The organism is Chondrinema litorale (assembly GCF_026250525.1).
GTDB classification, from domain to species: domain Bacteria; phylum Bacteroidota; class Bacteroidia; order Cytophagales; family Flammeovirgaceae; genus Chondrinema; species Chondrinema litorale.
Genome location: NZ_CP111043.1, coordinates 1,360,955 through 1,376,260 on the forward strand (window position 1 = coordinate 1,360,955; position 15,306 = coordinate 1,376,260).

The window sequence follows — 15,306 nt, forward strand, 5'->3', positions numbered from 1 at the left end:
TATGTCTTATGTACAAAAAATATTTTCTGGCAATCTGACTGATGGAGGTTACGAGATTTTTGAAGAAAAAATCGGTCAATCCAAAAAACGCATCACAGGTGTTTTGATTCATCCTGAAGGTAATGCACAGAAAGTAAGTGTTACACTCAGGTATTGCAAAGGGACAAAGGCAGTTTTCAGGAAAATTGATATTGCGAAAAAATCTATGGTCGATGGGATTCCTTATGGTTTATCCAAAAACTTCCATCCACTTTCCCTATCAGTGCAACAAGACATTTTAACAGGCAGCATCAGCAGTCAAGGAACAGGAAAAGTAAATATTTTTTTGAGATATGATTAACAGGCTGATTGAACAGGAAATACGAAAATTCAATGCGGAAAGCTTTGAAATTGAAAACAGGCTCATTGAAAATGATCAGGTCATTTACCTGCTCCCTAATCAGTTTGCCATTGTTGAATACTTCCAGGTAAAAAGCAATGACAGTGTATTTGATATTTCAGTTTTCTCTGATGATAAAAAAATCAATTACACGGAAAAGAACTGTATTCCTATTCAAGATCCACTAGGGAGCAGGTATTTTGCTGCCTCTCACAGAATGAGCATTCACAGAGGATTTATACAATCTCAAAAGAAGGCACTGACCACTGAAGAATATTTTATCAACTACTATTTGGTAAATACATACTTATGCTAGCAGAACTTGAAAATATTAAAAATAGGGCAAAATATATTTCTCAATACTTTGAGATAAGGGATGGAGAAAACAGGCAATTACTCATTAGTACTCAGGTAAATAATCCCCAGAATGCCAGCTTTAATGATGTGATTGATAACTATGTCAATGATCCTACCTTTAAAGTGCTTGAAATCAAATTAGGCAATAGCCCTGGAGATAGTAAAAAAGTAACTTATTACTTATCTGCTGCGGGTTATGAAGGAGAAGAAAGCAACTTTGCTCAACTCTTAGCAGGTCATAGAGCTCATCAGAATGGTGTCGTGATTAATGGAATAGAGAAAACTGGGGGAAGTGTAGAAGAATTAATTGCCAACAAGCTAGCCGCCTATGATGCCCAATTACAAGAAAGGTTATTAGAAGAGAAATTTTTATCCAAAAGCAGGGAGCTAGAAATCATTAAAGAATACAATGAGCGAGAATTAAAGCTCAAAGAAGAAGCTCAAAAGGAAAATATGAAAGTACTGGAGGCACAATTGAAAAGAGAGCGGGAAGAGCGAGCTACCTTAAAAGATATTGGTAGAGGTGCGATGGAATTTCTGGCAGGAATAGGTAAAGAATGGATTACAGGTAATAAAGGACTTTCTGGTATTGATAGCAAAGACAAACCTTCTGAAGAATCAAAGTCTATAAAACCCAAAAAAAGCCCCATTAGCTTTCAGATTGTCAATCAAAATAATGCAGGGAAGGAAGAAGAAAAAGCAAACGATCTCGTCAGTGTGCTATCTGGATTATCCCAAAAAAAGAAAGCCCTTGTACTGCAAATTATCCAAGAATCTGATGATGAAGATTTTGTAGAAGACTTAGAAGCATTTTTAAAAGAGGAATCGGAAGAAGAAATTCAAGAAGCTGAAATCATGAGCCATGACGAGCAAAAAGAAAATTCAAATTGAACTTCAGGTCACCGATCCTGAAAAATCAGGATGGCTGAATATAGGCCTATCAGGTACAGAAGAATTCATCAAAAATGTACTGCCTAAAAACTCTAAAGCAGACAGATTTTTTAGTGCAGTTTCCAGCGTCCTTGCTATCCGATTTAAAGACAAAGAAGAAGCAGAGGAAGTCGAATTTGAAGAAATAAAAAAATGAGATTAGAAAAAAAACATACAACCTTAATTGTGCCAGTCATCACTGTGGCTATTACAGTAGTAATAGTAGTCGTCGTGTATTTTTTAATCAAAAAAAATAAAGAGGCTCACAGACCTGAGAATGACTTAGGGGCTATCTATAACCAGATACCAGAAAGATTCTATCCTTGTAATGATGGTACTTATAGCAGTACAGGCTATTGCAACTGGCATCAAGGAAGAGCTGAAGGAGAAGTCGTTGAATTTGCCACTTCCCAGGAATTGATTTATCAGGGATTAACTGTGAGTCCTGTGGATATATATGCAGTTTGGCTACCTATCTCGCAGATAAAAACAGATACAGACCGTTTCCAAAACAGAGAAGAAGATTTTAGTCAGGAATCAGTTAAGCGCATTATTGAAAACTTTGATCATAACTTATTAGATCCGGTAACAGTCTGGCGAGATGTCCACAATCAAATATGGATGTTATCTGGACACAGTAGGCTTGAAGCACATAAGCAGCTTAGAAAAAAAGTAATTCCAGCTAGATTTTTTGTAGGTACAGAAAAAGCAGCCATTGACTTTTCAAGATTCTATGCCAATAGAGGACAAACACCTGAAAAGCTTATTGAAGACATTAAAATTTTTAAGCGATTAAGGGATGAGGAAAAATTATCAGTAGCAGAGCTGAAGAACAGGTTTGAAGGCATGTATAACAAATTAGAATTATATAGCTATTTAAACCCTCAAGGTGATTTTATCAGATACCTTTCATTGCCTAAAAACCAACAAGACCAGTTTCCTCTACTAGAAATAAAAGCCATGTGGATTGGGGCTTTAAAAAAGCTGTATCCATTCAAAATTACTAATGCCCATGAGGCAGAATTATTCCGGTACTTATACCAAAGTGCTGAAGGATCTAAACTTAAAAAAGACGATTTCTTCTTTAAGGTTTCTCAAGTGATCAATCGAATAGACTTTGACTCACATGAACCATTGGCCTTAGAACGCAAAGGAGATACAGGAATTTATGCACGGTCAGATACTGGAGAAAGTGCTAAAAGAATCAAAGAAATTGACTTGGCATTAAGGAACTACAGTAGCATTTTAAAAAATGATCGAAAAGCAGACAAAGAGCGAATTACTGCAACAGTAAACAGGCTGTTACAAGAAAGGGATTATTTAAGTAAGGGAATATCAGAAAGCCTAAAACAGCAAACATCCTTATTTGGAATTAAAATTATTGCCTAATGAAAAATAAACAGATTCTCCTTCCAAGTATAGTACTGATAATAGTAGTGGTGATTTTAATTTATTCTTTGAAATACAAGAAAAATAAAACCCTGCAAGGTCTGGGAATGATAGAGCCCGATAACTGGCAAGGATTAGAGGTCTTCGACGGAGTCTTCGACCGAGTATACACAGATACTAAAAGCACATTAGGCTCATTGGCTTCTGCTTCAGATAAAACCTATGATTTTATTACCAATATGGTCATAGAAATGATTGAAAAATCAAAAGATTTGGAATGGAGAAAACCTTGGAAGTCTGTAGAAAAGTATGGCATCTATGCACAGAATTACAATTCAAAAATTCCTTATAAGGGTTTCAATGCCCTGTTTTTAAACTTCATCATTCCATTTAACAGAAACAAAGCCTGGGATGTCCCCTACTTTTTAACCTTTAAACAAGTCAAAGAGAAAAAAGGTAAGATTAAGAAATTCGCTAAAGGCTATCCCATCTATTACTATAATGTAGTCTATAAAGATGGAAATAAAAGCATCAGCAAAGAAGAGTATTGGGAAAGGTATGATCACTACAAAAAATCTGGAAAACTGGAAGAATTAAACAGTTATGCTTTCTTAAAGTACTATACTGTTTTCAATGCGGAAGATATCGAGGGAATTGATTTTCATTTACCCCAACCTGTAGTTCCTCAAAGAGAAATTGAAAGAATAGAATCGGCTGAGGCAATCCTAAGGAATATGCCCAAACGTCCCCCGATCTATTTTAAACAAGATCGTGCATTTTACATGCCATCTCATGACTTTGTCAATATGCCAGATCAGCATTTGTTTGAGGATGATCATCAGTTTTATTCTACCCTTTTTCATGAACTGGCGCACTCTACCAAACATGAAACAAGACTGGATGATAAGCAAAGAGGTGGCAGTAAAGGAACTCCTGAATATGCCTTTGAAGAGTTAATTGCTGAATTATCAGCTTGTTTTCTTTGCGGTCAATCAGGGATATTTTTTGATGTACTCCAGAAAAGCAGTGCAGCCTATCTTGAAAGCTGGAAATCAAGATTAATTGCTGCTATGAAACAGGATAATAAATTTTTTATCAGGGCAGCAGGTAAGGCACAAAAAGCGGCTGATTACATCTTAGATAAAGATCCAGAAGGCATTCCCCGCTACATGCGAAATGATGCCATCTTAACGGACTGGAGAACTCAACAAGCATTACCTGTACAAGTTCGAAAACCGAATCATCCACCAGAAATGATTCGGCAAGCTGGGAGTCAACTATCATTATTTGGTATCAAACTCCTGGCATAATGAAAACAACAAAATTAAAAAAAGCACTACGCATATTTCAATTAGGTTTTGTGGTGCTCACTGCGGTAATAATTATTCTAGAATTTATTGAAGAAAACAATCATGGAAAAATACAAAGTTGATATAGAAATCGAAGCTGAGAACCAGACAGAGGCAGTAGAAAAACTAGAAGCATTTCAGAAAATGACTTCTGCTTTATCTCATGAAGAGTTCATCATGACAGCCAATTTTATGGAAGAAAATCCGGCAGCCATCGCACAAATAAAAGCCTGGATAGATAACCCACCTCCTATTCTTTCTTCAGTGAAAAAGGTGTTATTCGGTAAATCAGCTTAAAAGATGAACCCTGTATTTATTACTTCTATCCTCAATAGCAAACCAGTGCGGAATATCTCTACTGCCATCATAGTGATAGTAGTAGTTTTTGTGGTCTACAAATTTGGGCAGTCTGCTATCAATAAGATGAGAGAAAATACCAGGAAAGAGAATCTGGATAATTTAAACAATGCCTATGCAGCCAGAATCTATAACCTATTCTTTCCATTTGGTGAGCTTTGGGCATGGTGGGTGAATACCGATGAAGATAAAGTAATTGAAATAGCTGAACAAATAGGTAAAAAGCGAATTGATGAAGTAGCTAAAGCTTATAGACTCAGTTACAACAGGGTATTAATTGATGACATTAGAAAATTCCTTGACGATGAGGAACAAGAAAGGTTTTTTAAAGCAATAGCAGCATGAAAAAGAAAAGTAAAAAGCAGATAAAAACAATTGATGCCCTTATTGTCTCAATAGCTATTGTGCTTACTATTTGGGGTATTACCTATTTTCTTAAAAACAGGAAATCGAAGTCTGTAATAGCAGATAACTCAACAGATAATATTTCTTCATTTACGCAAGAAAAAAATTCGGTGGTCAAAACTGATAACACTCCCATTGCTTTTAAGGAAGTAAATAACAGTTATTTTGCTGAAAACCCTTATGCTTTTTCAACAGTTGACAAGCTCAACATCAGAGAGAGTCCAGGCAATGGCAAAGTAATCAAACAGGTAAACAAAGGATCCTACATTGGAAAACACACTGGTAAAAGTACAGATATTGGTACTCCAACCAGTCCAGGTCGTTGGGCTAAATTGCAAACTGATGAAGGAGAAGCCTGGGTGTTTAGTGGCTTTATCGAAAGCAAGGAATCACAGCAATTAAGTGGACTCAATCAAAAAATTAAAGTCATTGCTTAAATGTTACCAAGAGGTTTTAGAAATAACAATCCTGGAAACCTAGTAATTACCTCTTCTGATTGGAAAGGCAAATTACCTATTGCACAAAATACTGATGGCCACTTTGAACAATTCTCACAATTGTTCTGGGGTGTAAGAGCCATGTTAATTGATATTGTGGGTGATATCGCTCAAGATGGAAAAGACACTTTAAACAAGTTAATTGCTGAATATGCACCATCATTTGAAAACAATACTTCAGCTTACATTGATTATGTCAGCAGGAAAACAGGCTTGAAACCAGGTGAAAAAATCTCTTTAGACAAAAAGACTTTATCAAAACTCATAAGGGCAAAAATAGAAGTGGAAAACGGCAAACAATACGCTGATCTATACTACAAGGAATCAGACTTTGAAAAGGCATTTAATGAACTACCTATTTCTACCCTGGCTTTGATTGGTATCAATACCCATAAGCTGCCTGTACTCCTTGTTGTTTCGGCTATTGTTCTAGTATGGTTAATTACTTATAAGCTTATAAAAAAATGAGAGTGTTAAAGCAAGTAACATTAACTTTTGATGAGCAGCAAGCAGTTGCGTTAACAGCACCTGAAGGAGCTATCTATGCAGAATTAGTTCTTGAAAGTAATGATATATCTAGTATTGTTTCTGCCAGATTTAAAGAAGATGGAACAAGTCCTACTGCATTAGAAGGAATGCCATTAAACCACTTTTCTGTACTTGAAGTAAAGGGAATAAACCTATCAACTTTTAAAATTATAGCTACACAGGCCGGTAATCCTCAACGCTTAAATATTCAATACTATGGCTAATAATAGAAAGTATGAACTAGGCCGAAGCTATCAAACAACAGATAATAGTTCCAGTTCTGGAAATCAAGTTAATATTAATGTCTCCAATGGACAAACCACTTTTATGATCCCCGAAAATAATGGATTTGTGGCTATGTTCATTAATGGAGTTTTACAAAGACAAGGAATAGACTACACAATAATTGGTAGTTTTTTGGAGTGGATAAGTACAGACTTTAGTCTAGAATCAACTGATGTAATTACAATCCACTACTAATATGAAAACAACATTTTTTATCTATTTTTTACTAAATGTATTTTTTATCATGACTCTAATTCATGGAAAACATCTCAAAAATGCGACTATATTAGGTCAAAAAATTGATCTTACTGGTTATACAGCCTCACAACCTGGTCAGGTAACTAGCCTTCAGGTGGTTAATGACAGAATAAATGCTGAAAAGTTAAAAGTAGCTGCTGGTAGTGGTGCTTATGTGGAAATTGTAAACAATGAATTAAAAGTAAAAGCTACTGCAATTGCTTCTGTGACTGTAAATGCTGTTGCTGTAGATCTTACTAGTTTTATAGCTTCTAATTATACTACTGGAGATGAATTTCAAGAAGGTGATACAATTGTCTTAAAATCAGCTACAGGGGGAATAAAAACGTATTTACATACTGGAGGCTCAGATATCAATGAAAATGATTTTGTTGAACTGGAAAAACCACCTTTAGAAGATGCATATATTAGAGCTTTGTTTGAAGCTGGGGAAGGTTTATCTTATGATGAAGCTACAGGCAAGTTTTCATTAAACAATCTATTAGAACAGCCTTTAGAGTATAAAGCAGGTGGTGAAAATGGAGAGTTATTGACGGGGATTGGACAATATTGGGATACTATGATGTTGGATAGTGATGGTAAAATATATGCTACTAGGTATGCTAATTTATATGTTTACGATCCATCAACCCAATCACTAACCACTTATAATAACTCCACTGTTGTTAGTTCTGGTGATGCTTTCCCAAGTGGAAATATTAATGGTAATAACATCATGTTTAAAGATGGTGACGAAATATATTTACCTTATAATGTTTCTGGTATCTTCCGATATAATTTAGTTACTGGTGAAGGTAAAGTATTTAATACTTCTGGAGGGGCTGCAAATGGCGCACAATTACCTTCTAATAATGTAAGAAGTGTTGACGGATCCAATAATTATATTGTTGCGGCCACTTCTGCGGGTTTATGGATTTATGATAAATCTACCGATACAGGAACAGTAATTACAAATGGTTCTAGTTTTAGTTCAGGTTCAGCATTTCAGGATAATGATATTTATAATGTTCAGATAGATGATAATACAATATATCTTGATGCAGATTACGAGGGGATCTGGGTATATGATATTCTAAATAATACCGCGCAAAGCTTCAATAATAGTAATTCGGGTTTACCTTCTTCTATTCAGCAATTTTTAACAGTAAGCCCCAATTATATTTTTAATCCAATGGATGAATCTGGGGTTAGTATGCACAATAGAATAACAGGTATTCATACTTTTTTAGATGCTTCTTATATACCGTCAAATGGTGTTTCACTTCCTGCAAATATTGTTTATCAAATTACATGGGATGGTGAAGAATTAGCTTGTGTTTACACTGATGGAAATACTTTAACGGGTATTTGGTTTTATAATCCTACAACAGATGAAGGAAGATTATTAAATTCTGCTACTTCTGTAAGTGGAGATGCAGTACCAAGCTTACCGACTCAAGAATTTAAACTAGTTGCCAGGGATAAAACAAACGATATTACTTATATCGCTTTATCAGATAATCCATTTTTATACAAGCATTCGATTGCAGCAGGTGCAGAGCCAACACTCCCCCAACACTTAGCAACAATAAAAACTGTTGAAGAAAAGATAGCAGCTTCACAAGGAAGCTTCGAAGAAGGCATTGTACAGCAAAACCCATCTTCTATATTATCTGGCGACAACCAAAACACAGGAATTGCTTTGCCTAAAAAACCTAAGCCAGGGCTAATATTTGTCACCATCAATTCTACTGTTCACAGGTTAGGAAATGGTGTAAAAACGATGCCTTTTTATTTCAGTGTAGATGGTGGAACAACTGCAAAAACTTTTGAAGAATTAGCTATTGGAGACACACTATTTTTTAACGGTTCTATAGCAGGTTTTGACCTGGACACCAATGATTCAATCGATGTGTATTACAATGCATAATATGTCTAAAAGGAGCTTAATAATTTAGCTCCTTCTACTTTCTTGAATACATCATGTTCTTTCAATTTTTTCAGCTATGAATGAATTTATTGTCAACCATATTTTAGGCATTATCATTTCTCAAATGGTAATTGGTATTGGAGCCTTAGTAAAGCTATATTTTGATTTTAATACGCTCAAAAGAGACTTTGTCAAAAAGGAAAAAGAAGATGAGAAAACACATAATAAAGATGAGCAATTAATCAAAGATGACTTACAGAAGCTAGAAGCAAAGATTGATAATAACTATGAAAAAATCGAAACCAAGATTGAAAACAATGCCAACCAAATAGAAAAGTTTCGGGAAGAATACCGAACCGATCAGCAGACAATCCGAGATACTTTAACTAAACTCAATTTGTATCATGAAATCCTGCAAGACAACATGAAAAAACTGGAAATAGCCTCAGCCAGAATTAAGAAGGATATGAATTAATAATTGATGAGCAAAGAGGATCAGGAAGATATCACCAAACAACTTTTAGAGAAAGGTAAAGAATTTATTGATTCAATGGAAAGGTTGTATATCAACTTATTTAATGCATTGATTTCTGATCCTGAAATATTTGTAATTGAAAAAAATGATAGCACACTTTCAAAGCCTGTAAAAGAAAAAAACATCTCCAAAATAAAAGTGATTGAAATAATAGAAAAAGAGCTAAGAAAGACTAAAAACACAGAAGTAAAGGAAATTCTAAAAGGAATAACTGCCGAAATTAATAATCTCTAAAATTCAATATTTTGTGAAAGTAATAGCAACTAGTTTTTACAAATGTGCCGGGAGATTTCCGGCATTTTTACTTTAAATTTTTACCCTTATGAAAAATATACTTACCCGCTTATATGATGATGGTAAACAAACCTTGGGAGAATGGAGAATCTATGAAAAAGAAAACTTACTTTTTGAGTGTAAAATATTAGAGCTCCCCTATAAGGATAATCAGTCAAATAAATCCTGTATCCCCAAAGGAACTTACCTGGTTAAAAAGCGACATGATCAAAGAAGTAAATTCAAATACCCACATTTACATATACAAAATGTGGTTAACAGAGATTGGATACTGATACATGTTGGGAATTTCTATACTCAAACAGCAGGCTGTATGTTACCTGGAGCATTTTTTTATGACCTTAATAAGGATGGTCTAAAAGATGTGACCAGCTCTGAAAAGACATTAAGTAAAATGATGGAGTTATTGCCTGAGAGTTTTGTCCTTGAAATTGTTTAACTAATTTTGAGCAACCCTAAAAAATTGCTTCATATCACATGATCAATTTAAGTTATTAAGTCAAAGTAAAAAGTCTGATTCATAATCAGGCTTTTTTTATGCATACTACTATTCTGCAAACTTATCAAGTGTTAATCCTCCACTCAAATACAAATATCATATATCAACATAAGGTTTTAAATATAACCGATTGTTGACGCTAATTTACTTATATCATGAAAACTACTACATCACACACAAACAAATTTGAATTTCAAGAAGATGAGAAAAAATTAAATGAATTGAAGCAAAAGCTTCATACATTAAATAAGAAATTCAAGAATGTTTTAATAAGATTAGAATCAAGTAAAAAAACTATTACTTAGTTCCTGTCAAAATTAATTTATTCATATCATCCTATATAATTTTCGAAAACACCTAATCTGTGATCAGGTGTTTTTTTATACACTTCCTTTAGAGATATTTCAAAGAAGTGATTTTTAACCCACCATAAAATCTTTTCCAAATACTTTTTCAACACTCACCCTAATTCTTTTACTAGAGAATTGTAAATAAAATTTTATAGTTGTCTTAGGACTATTATGACCTACCATTGCTGATATATCATCACTATCTAGACCACACTCATACATCATATTAATAAAAGTTTTTCGACCGGTTTTAGTTACAAGGTTTTCATCTATACCTAATATTTCAGCACACTCTTTCAAGTACTTTCTATATTTATCATAAGACATGACTTTGTCTCGTTCCTCAGAAAAAATTGGAACCTTCCAATCATACTTGACTAATATCTTCTTCACCTCTGGAAAAATAGGCACTAAGATTATTTGTTTCACACTTTTTAATCTTGCTTTACTACGCCTCTTTCTTATCCATAACTTATTGTCAATAGTTATTATATGTTTGTTATTTCTAAAATCAACCAAATCAGCATAATCGAAAGAAGTCCAACACTGAAATATAAAAGAATCTGAAACCCTTTGTAAGCTTGGTGAATTAAAGCTAAACTTTGTAAATTTTTCCAATTGTTCAGCACTTAAAAACTTTGGAGCTTCTGGTGGTTGAAAATTGTATTCGTAAAATGAAAGTTTGTTTTTTTCTAAAATATCCTTCCTAACCCCCCATGTTAAAACCCTATTTAACTGCATAATACTTCTCATAGCTGTATTATGTTTTAGATTCAATTCTCTTTCTAGAAATACCTCAAAGTTAACCCCAAACTTTTCATTAATATCTTCAACACTAATATTTAGTAGGTTATACTTTGTTAAATATTGCTTTAGATGACTTAACTTGTTATGATACTTTTTCCATGTATGCATTGTTATACTTTTATCAATTTCAGCTTCCATATCTTCTAACCATAAATAGTATAATTCAATTATTGATTTATCCACTTGGTCTTTTTCAAGAAAGAATCTTTTAATTATTTCTGCATTATAAGTACGTTTTGCAGTTTTTAGATAGGAATATATCTCCTCCAGATTAGATTTAATTTCATTAAGCTTCATTTGTTCTCCGTCATATTCCCTACTCATGATATACTTGGCATTTTTATCCCACAAGCCTATAGGAATGTGTACGCTAGTTGAAAAAGCTGTTTTTGTTCTTTTTTGATTAACTGAAATGTGACAGTAGATAGTCTGATAGTTTTTGCGTCTAGTGTTTTTAGGGAAAAATTGTACATCAAACGTTCTTTTTTTTTCATTAAATTTTGGTTTAGTAATGTGATTTATTTTACCCCCCATAATTAGCATTAATTAAATTTTTTATAATCTTTTTTGGTTACATTAATTTTTTTATTTCACGTGGAAACACTGAAATGAAGGTGGAAACAATTTATACACAAAAAATCCTCACACTTTGCATTGGAAAAACTCCCAAACGAAGAAGATTTTTAAATCAATTTTTAAACTAGAGATGTTTTTAGAGTATTTAAGGGATTTTTAGATAAGATAATAGAATCCCCTATTATATTTAACGTTGTTATTATACGCTCTTTCTGGTATCTTGGTGGCCCCGACAGGAATCGAACCTGTATCTAGAGTTTAGGAAACTCCTATTCTATCCATTGAACTACGGGGCCAATAAGTACTTAGCTTGATAAGGCTACAAAAATAGACTTTGAATCTATAAAATCAAAATACTGTTATTGCAGTTAGTATATAACAAAATCATGATTTTGGAACTTGTATTTCAAGCTTTTTCATGGTTTTAAAACCTGAAAAGTTTCGATGTTTTAAGGAAAATACCTAGCTTTCGGGAATACTTTTATATTAAATTTATTGGTTATAACCACTATGAAAGAAGACCTAGAGAATTTATGCCAGCAGGTTGTTAACCTAAGCAAAAAAGTAGGGGAATTTATTGTAAACGAATTTTACAATTTCGATAGAGATCGAATAGAATACAAGGAGTTTAACGATCCTGTATCTTATGTAGACAAAACGGCGGAAGAAATGTATGTAAAACGTTTATCTGAACTTCTACCTTCTGCTGGATTTATTTGCGAAGAAGGTCATGGTGAGAAAAATGAAGAGGGCTATAACTGGGTTATTGATCCACTAGATGGCACTACAAACTTTGTTCATGGTATACCATTCTTTTGTAGTAGCATTGCTCTTATGTATAATGGCAAAACCCTTCTAGGCGTTGTTACCGACTTTATTCACGATAAAGCTTATTATGCAATTAAAGACAAAGGTGCTTTTTGCAACAGTAAGAGTTTAAAGATTGATAGAAATAAAACAACTGAGCAAGCTGTAATTGCTACTAGTTTTCCTGGTACTTTTCATCCAAAACTTCCTCAGGCACTAGATTTTATAGTTGAAATTCTTCCTAAAATTCACGGTTTACGCAGACTAGGTGCTGCCGCGCTTGAACTTTCAATGGTGGCAGATGGAAAGCTCGATGCCTTTTTTGAATCAGGCTTAAAACCTTGGGATGTAGCTGCAGCTAGTCTTATTGTGCAAGAAGCTGGTGGGGTAGTTTCTGACTATCAAGATGAGGAAAATTATATTTTTGGAAGACAAATACTTGCCGCTCCAGAAAAAATACACCACGACATAGTTAAACTATTTAGCGAAAAAGCCATAATATAAGAATGTAACTCTACTTATATACCCTTTCAAAATTTACACATTTAATGTTTTTTTAAATTAAAAATCTGTATGATCTAAGCAATTTTTTTGTTTAGAGAATATATATATTTGCATTTATATAACTATTTTTCGCAGTTCGATCAATTGCAATAAATAATATTAACCATGATAGATACAGGCTTAGATATTACCACAGAAAAAGTTGCTCAATCGGGTCTTCCAAAAGTTGATTTTAATAATATCCCATTTGGAAAAATCTACTCAGACCACATGTTTGTCGCTGATTATGATGGAAAACAGTGGGGAGATTTCAGAATTGTACCTTTTAATAAACTAAACCTGAGTCCGGCAACTTCAGTATTGCACTACGGACAATCTATCTTTGAAGGATTGAAAGGCTTTAAGTCTCAGTCTGATGATTCTGTACTAGTTTTTAGACCGCAAGCTAATGCAAAGAGAATGAGAGAGTCTGCATTAAGAATGTGTATGCCTGATCTACCAGAAGAATTATTTATGACAGGTTTACACCGCTTGATTGATTTGGATCGTAACTGGGTACCAGATGTTGAAGATGCATCTTTATACATTAGGCCATTTATGTTTTCTACTGATGAATATATCGGTCTTAAACCTTCAGAAAAATATCAATTCATTATCTTTACATGTCCGGTAGGTAAATATTATGCAGCTCCGGTTAAGGTAAAAGTAGAAACTAAATATACTCGTGCATCCAAAGGAGGTACTGGTTATGCAAAAACTGCTGGCAATTATGCAGCGGCTATGTATCCTGCTAAATTGGCACAACAACAAGGATTCGATCAGTTACTTTGGACAGATGGTGTAGAACATAAGCTTATTGAAGAATCGGGTACGATGAACGTTCTATTCGTTTTTAATGATAAACTTGTTTCAATTCCTACTTCAGATACGATTTTGCCGGGAATCACCAGAGAAAGTGTACTAAAAATCGCACGTGATTGGGGATTAACTGTAGAAGAAAGGCCAGTAGAAGTTGCAGAAATTATTTCTGGTGTGAAAGATGGTTCTTTAAAAGAAATGTTTGGTGCAGGAACTGCAGCAGTAATCACGCATATATCTCATGTTGGCTTAGATGGAGATACTTATGAGTTGCCAGCAGTTGAAACTAGAGAAATTTCTAACAAAATTCTCACAGAATTAAAGGGCATCCAAAGAGGAGAAATTGTGGATAACCGAGGATGGAATTACAAAATTTAAATTAATTCGAACTTAAAAGGATGCACTTTGTTGTATCTTTGCAATAATAAATAGTTCTTTGACGTATGGGGCCGACTGGTATTGACAGGTCGAGTGTTTATGAGTATAAGCATGCAGGCTCATGAGGTGAGAGCCTTAAAAGATAGTCTCACACAATAACAGGCGAAGAAAACTACGCCATGGCTGCCTAATTATAACTTAGTGTTATAATTTCTGGCTTAAAGGGTTGAACTACGTTCCCCGGCTATCATCCCGCGATGCCTTTGTCTTGCTGGCGTCGAGCACGGGGTGTCGATATCGCAGGAATAGCTTTGGTAATGCCACGTGATCAAAGTGAAGCTTTAGTGGATAAGGCTGTTAGTCGGTTTGCTACCGACCTGCTACAGCACGAAAATCTAAAGCGTAGATAAGCATGTAGAAGGCTCACTAGGTACCTTCTCTGGACGAGGGTTCGAATCCCTCCGGCTCCACATACAAAATGTAAAAAGCCTCTGAGATACGCTCAGGGGCTTTTTTGTTTATCAATAGCATGGTCATAAAATTAGTTCTCATTTTCCATATTTCCTTTCAAAAGAATCTCCATTAAACTTATATACACTACTCAGGTTTGCTGTACCAAACCACATTTCTCCATGTTTACTTCTATAAATTGTCCAAACATGATTACTCACTAATCCATCCTTTTCCATAAAATTGGTTAGTACTTCATCTTCAAATCTCCAAACACCTGAAGCATAGGTTCCAAACCACATATTCCCTATTGCATCTTCACCAATAGAGAAAACATTTTCAAAAGAATTACCCTAGGTATACTCTATTGCTGATAGCATGAATACCATATCCTATCTACAATAGTTCATCAACTAAAAAAAGACAATTGATAATTGAACATTTTGTTGGTATTACAGACTTTTCAGTCAAACATAAATAGCCATTCATTTAATATTTGCTCTTGGAATTTCAGAGACCTAATTTGGGTTCTCAAATATTTATCTTAATCCTATTCTAAAATTACTTTTTAAAACACCTCCCCCTAAAAATCATTTCATATAGAT

Annotated in this window: 21 protein-coding genes, 1 tRNA gene, 1 other RNA gene and 1 pseudogene; 20 read left to right on the top strand and 4 right to left on the bottom strand. The window is 34.2% G+C overall.

Going from position 1 to position 15,306, the window contains the following annotated elements:
• Window position 1 precedes the first annotated feature (1 nt).
• The 17 genes from OQ292_RS05735 to OQ292_RS05815 all read left to right on the top strand — a co-directional run bounded on the left by OQ292_RS05735 (window position 2) and on the right by OQ292_RS05815 (window position 9,911).
• Window positions 2–340, top strand: a complete 339-nt coding sequence (locus OQ292_RS05735; RefSeq protein ID WP_284685101.1) for a hypothetical protein — start codon at window positions 2–4, stop codon at window positions 338–340.
• Window positions 333–695: a hypothetical protein gene (locus OQ292_RS05740; RefSeq protein ID WP_284685102.1), complete on the top strand. Its 363-nt coding sequence runs from the start codon at window positions 333–335 to the stop codon at window positions 693–695. Before OQ292_RS05735 ends, OQ292_RS05740 begins: the two co-directional genes overlap by 8 nt.
• The gene (locus OQ292_RS05745; protein ID WP_284685103.1) at window positions 689–1,627 is read left to right on the top strand and encodes a hypothetical protein; all 939 of its coding nucleotides are present in this window, start codon (window positions 689–691) and stop codon (window positions 1,625–1,627) included. Before OQ292_RS05740 ends, OQ292_RS05745 begins: the two co-directional genes overlap by 7 nt.
• The gene (locus OQ292_RS05750) at window positions 1,599–1,823 is read left to right on the top strand and encodes a hypothetical protein (protein ID WP_284685104.1); all 225 of its coding nucleotides are present in this window, start codon (window positions 1,599–1,601) and stop codon (window positions 1,821–1,823) included. Before OQ292_RS05745 ends, OQ292_RS05750 begins: the two co-directional genes overlap by 29 nt.
• Window positions 1,820–3,055 carry a ParB/RepB/Spo0J family partition protein gene (locus OQ292_RS05755; RefSeq protein WP_284685105.1) on the top strand — a complete coding sequence of 412 codons (1,236 nt, stop codon included), beginning with the start codon at window positions 1,820–1,822 and terminating at the stop codon, window positions 3,053–3,055. Before OQ292_RS05750 ends, OQ292_RS05755 begins: the two co-directional genes overlap by 4 nt.
• Complete coding sequence (locus OQ292_RS05760; protein WP_284685106.1) at window positions 3,055–4,365, top strand: ArdC family protein; 1,311 nt, start codon at window positions 3,055–3,057, stop codon at window positions 4,363–4,365. Before OQ292_RS05755 ends, OQ292_RS05760 begins: the two co-directional genes overlap by 1 nt.
• Window positions 4,365–4,487 carry a hypothetical protein gene (locus tag OQ292_RS05765; protein ID WP_284685107.1) on the top strand — a complete coding sequence of 41 codons (123 nt, stop codon included), beginning with the start codon at window positions 4,365–4,367 and terminating at the stop codon, window positions 4,485–4,487. The genes OQ292_RS05760 and OQ292_RS05765 overlap by 1 nt, the downstream gene beginning before the upstream one ends.
• Window positions 4,468–4,701, top strand: coding sequence for a hypothetical protein (locus OQ292_RS05770; RefSeq protein ID WP_284685108.1), 234 nt, complete (start codon window positions 4,468–4,470; stop codon window positions 4,699–4,701). Before OQ292_RS05765 ends, OQ292_RS05770 begins: the two co-directional genes overlap by 20 nt.
• Before the next feature lie 3 nt (window positions 4,702–4,704).
• Window positions 4,705–5,106, top strand: coding sequence for a hypothetical protein (locus OQ292_RS05775; protein WP_284685109.1), 402 nt, complete (start codon window positions 4,705–4,707; stop codon window positions 5,104–5,106).
• On the top strand, window positions 5,103–5,603 hold the full coding sequence (locus tag OQ292_RS05780) for an SH3 domain-containing protein (RefSeq protein ID WP_284685110.1): 501 nt from the start codon (window positions 5,103–5,105) through the stop codon (window positions 5,601–5,603). The genes OQ292_RS05775 and OQ292_RS05780 overlap by 4 nt, the downstream gene beginning before the upstream one ends.
• Window positions 5,604–6,131: a hypothetical protein gene (locus tag OQ292_RS05785; RefSeq protein ID WP_284685111.1), complete on the top strand. Its 528-nt coding sequence runs from the start codon at window positions 5,604–5,606 to the stop codon at window positions 6,129–6,131.
• A complete protein-coding gene (locus OQ292_RS05790) occupies window positions 6,128–6,415 on the top strand; it encodes a hypothetical protein (protein ID WP_284685112.1) in 288 nt (95 codons plus the stop codon). The genes OQ292_RS05785 and OQ292_RS05790 overlap by 4 nt, the downstream gene beginning before the upstream one ends.
• Complete coding sequence (locus OQ292_RS05795) at window positions 6,408–6,671, top strand: hypothetical protein (protein ID WP_284685113.1); 264 nt, start codon at window positions 6,408–6,410, stop codon at window positions 6,669–6,671. Before OQ292_RS05790 ends, OQ292_RS05795 begins: the two co-directional genes overlap by 8 nt.
• A 49-nt stretch (window positions 6,672–6,720) precedes the next feature.
• Window positions 6,721–8,643: a ligand-binding sensor domain-containing protein gene (locus OQ292_RS05800; RefSeq protein WP_284685114.1), complete on the top strand. Its 1,923-nt coding sequence runs from the start codon at window positions 6,721–6,723 to the stop codon at window positions 8,641–8,643.
• 76 nt (window positions 8,644–8,719) lie between these two features.
• Window positions 8,720–9,118, top strand: a complete 399-nt coding sequence (locus tag OQ292_RS05805; RefSeq protein ID WP_284685115.1) for a hypothetical protein — start codon at window positions 8,720–8,722, stop codon at window positions 9,116–9,118.
• Between the two features lie 6 nt (window positions 9,119–9,124).
• Complete coding sequence (locus tag OQ292_RS05810; RefSeq protein WP_284685116.1) at window positions 9,125–9,412, top strand: hypothetical protein; 288 nt, start codon at window positions 9,125–9,127, stop codon at window positions 9,410–9,412.
• Between the two features lie 88 nt (window positions 9,413–9,500).
• Window positions 9,501–9,911 carry a DUF5675 family protein gene (locus tag OQ292_RS05815; protein ID WP_284685117.1) on the top strand — a complete coding sequence of 137 codons (411 nt, stop codon included), beginning with the start codon at window positions 9,501–9,503 and terminating at the stop codon, window positions 9,909–9,911.
• 479 nt (window positions 9,912–10,390) lie between these two features.
• Here OQ292_RS05815 and OQ292_RS05820 read toward each other — a convergent pair whose 3' ends face one another.
• Together OQ292_RS05820 and OQ292_RS05825 are read right to left on the bottom strand one after the other, a co-directional pair.
• Window positions 10,391–11,662 (bottom strand): phage integrase SAM-like domain-containing protein, encoded by a 1,272-nt coding sequence (locus OQ292_RS05820; RefSeq protein WP_284685118.1) that lies wholly within the window; start codon window positions 11,660–11,662, stop codon window positions 10,391–10,393.
• Between the two features lie 263 nt (window positions 11,663–11,925).
• Window positions 11,926–12,000, bottom strand: a tRNA-Arg gene (locus OQ292_RS05825).
• A 214-nt stretch (window positions 12,001–12,214) separates the two neighbouring features.
• On the opposite strand from OQ292_RS05825, the gene OQ292_RS05830 reads away from it, so the two are divergent.
• The 3 genes from OQ292_RS05830 to ssrA all read left to right on the top strand — a co-directional run bounded on the left by OQ292_RS05830 (window position 12,215) and on the right by ssrA (window position 14,724).
• A complete protein-coding gene (locus OQ292_RS05830; RefSeq protein WP_284685119.1) occupies window positions 12,215–13,015 on the top strand; it encodes an inositol monophosphatase family protein in 801 nt (266 codons plus the stop codon).
• A 165-nt stretch (window positions 13,016–13,180) separates the two neighbouring features.
• Window positions 13,181–14,251, top strand: coding sequence for a branched-chain amino acid aminotransferase (locus OQ292_RS05835; RefSeq protein WP_284685120.1), 1,071 nt, complete (start codon window positions 13,181–13,183; stop codon window positions 14,249–14,251).
• A gap of 67 nt (window positions 14,252–14,318) precedes the next feature.
• Window positions 14,319–14,724: a transfer-messenger RNA gene (ssrA, locus tag OQ292_RS05840) on the top strand.
• Between the two features lie 75 nt (window positions 14,725–14,799).
• Here ssrA and OQ292_RS05845 read toward each other — a convergent pair.
• Both OQ292_RS05845 and OQ292_RS40995 read right to left on the bottom strand, forming a co-directional pair.
• On the bottom strand, window positions 14,800–15,003 hold the full coding sequence (locus tag OQ292_RS05845) for a two-component regulator propeller domain-containing protein (protein ID WP_284685121.1): 204 nt from the start codon (window positions 15,001–15,003) through the stop codon (window positions 14,800–14,802).
• Window positions 14,986–15,042 (bottom strand): annotated as a pseudogene (locus tag OQ292_RS40995) (two-component regulator propeller domain-containing protein); the annotation flags it as partial. The pseudogene OQ292_RS40995 and the gene OQ292_RS05845, both read right to left, overlap by 18 nt.
• Window positions 15,043–15,306: the final 264 nt, after the last annotated feature.

What these genes read in the sequence shown, in the direction of transcription:
- OQ292_RS05740 (WP_284685102.1), top strand. Translation starts at nt 333, where the DNA reads ATGATTAACAGGCTGATTGAACAGGAAATACGAAAATTCAATGCGGAA.
- OQ292_RS05785 (WP_284685111.1), top strand. Translation starts at nt 5,604, where the DNA reads ATGTTACCAAGAGGTTTTAGAAATAACAATCCTGGAAACCTAGTAATT.
- OQ292_RS05830 (WP_284685119.1), top strand. Translation starts at nt 12,215, where the DNA reads ATGAAAGAAGACCTAGAGAATTTATGCCAGCAGGTTGTTAACCTAAGC.
- OQ292_RS05760 (WP_284685106.1), top strand. Translation starts at nt 3,055, where the DNA reads ATGAAAAATAAACAGATTCTCCTTCCAAGTATAGTACTGATAATAGTA.
- OQ292_RS05735 (WP_284685101.1), top strand. Translation starts at nt 2, where the DNA reads ATGTCTTATGTACAAAAAATATTTTCTGGCAATCTGACTGATGGAGGT.
- OQ292_RS05745 (WP_284685103.1), top strand. Translation starts at nt 689, where the DNA reads ATGCTAGCAGAACTTGAAAATATTAAAAATAGGGCAAAATATATTTCT.
- OQ292_RS05790 (WP_284685112.1), top strand. Translation starts at nt 6,128, where the DNA reads ATGAGAGTGTTAAAGCAAGTAACATTAACTTTTGATGAGCAGCAAGCA.
- OQ292_RS05780 (WP_284685110.1), top strand. Translation starts at nt 5,103, where the DNA reads ATGAAAAAGAAAAGTAAAAAGCAGATAAAAACAATTGATGCCCTTATT.
- OQ292_RS05805 (WP_284685115.1), top strand. Translation starts at nt 8,720, where the DNA reads ATGAATGAATTTATTGTCAACCATATTTTAGGCATTATCATTTCTCAA.
- OQ292_RS05765 (WP_284685107.1), top strand. Translation starts at nt 4,365, where the DNA reads ATGAAAACAACAAAATTAAAAAAAGCACTACGCATATTTCAATTAGGT.
- OQ292_RS05810 (WP_284685116.1), top strand. Translation starts at nt 9,125, where the DNA reads ATGAGCAAAGAGGATCAGGAAGATATCACCAAACAACTTTTAGAGAAA.
- OQ292_RS05795 (WP_284685113.1), top strand. Translation starts at nt 6,408, where the DNA reads ATGGCTAATAATAGAAAGTATGAACTAGGCCGAAGCTATCAAACAACA.
- OQ292_RS05775 (WP_284685109.1), top strand. Translation starts at nt 4,705, where the DNA reads ATGAACCCTGTATTTATTACTTCTATCCTCAATAGCAAACCAGTGCGG.
- OQ292_RS05755 (WP_284685105.1), top strand. Translation starts at nt 1,820, where the DNA reads ATGAGATTAGAAAAAAAACATACAACCTTAATTGTGCCAGTCATCACT.
- OQ292_RS05820 (WP_284685118.1), bottom strand. Translation starts at nt 11,662, where the DNA reads ATGGGGGGTAAAATAAATCACATTACTAAACCAAAATTTAATGAAAAA.
- OQ292_RS05800 (WP_284685114.1), top strand. Translation starts at nt 6,721, where the DNA reads ATGACTCTAATTCATGGAAAACATCTCAAAAATGCGACTATATTAGGT.
- OQ292_RS05845 (WP_284685121.1), bottom strand. Translation starts at nt 15,003, where the DNA reads ATGTGGTTTGGAACCTATGCTTCAGGTGTTTGGAGATTTGAAGATGAA.
- OQ292_RS05770 (WP_284685108.1), top strand. Translation starts at nt 4,468, where the DNA reads ATGGAAAAATACAAAGTTGATATAGAAATCGAAGCTGAGAACCAGACA.
- OQ292_RS05750 (WP_284685104.1), top strand. Translation starts at nt 1,599, where the DNA reads ATGACGAGCAAAAAGAAAATTCAAATTGAACTTCAGGTCACCGATCCT.
- OQ292_RS05835 (WP_284685120.1), top strand. Translation starts at nt 13,181, where the DNA reads ATGATAGATACAGGCTTAGATATTACCACAGAAAAAGTTGCTCAATCG.
- OQ292_RS05815 (WP_284685117.1), top strand. Translation starts at nt 9,501, where the DNA reads ATGAAAAATATACTTACCCGCTTATATGATGATGGTAAACAAACCTTG.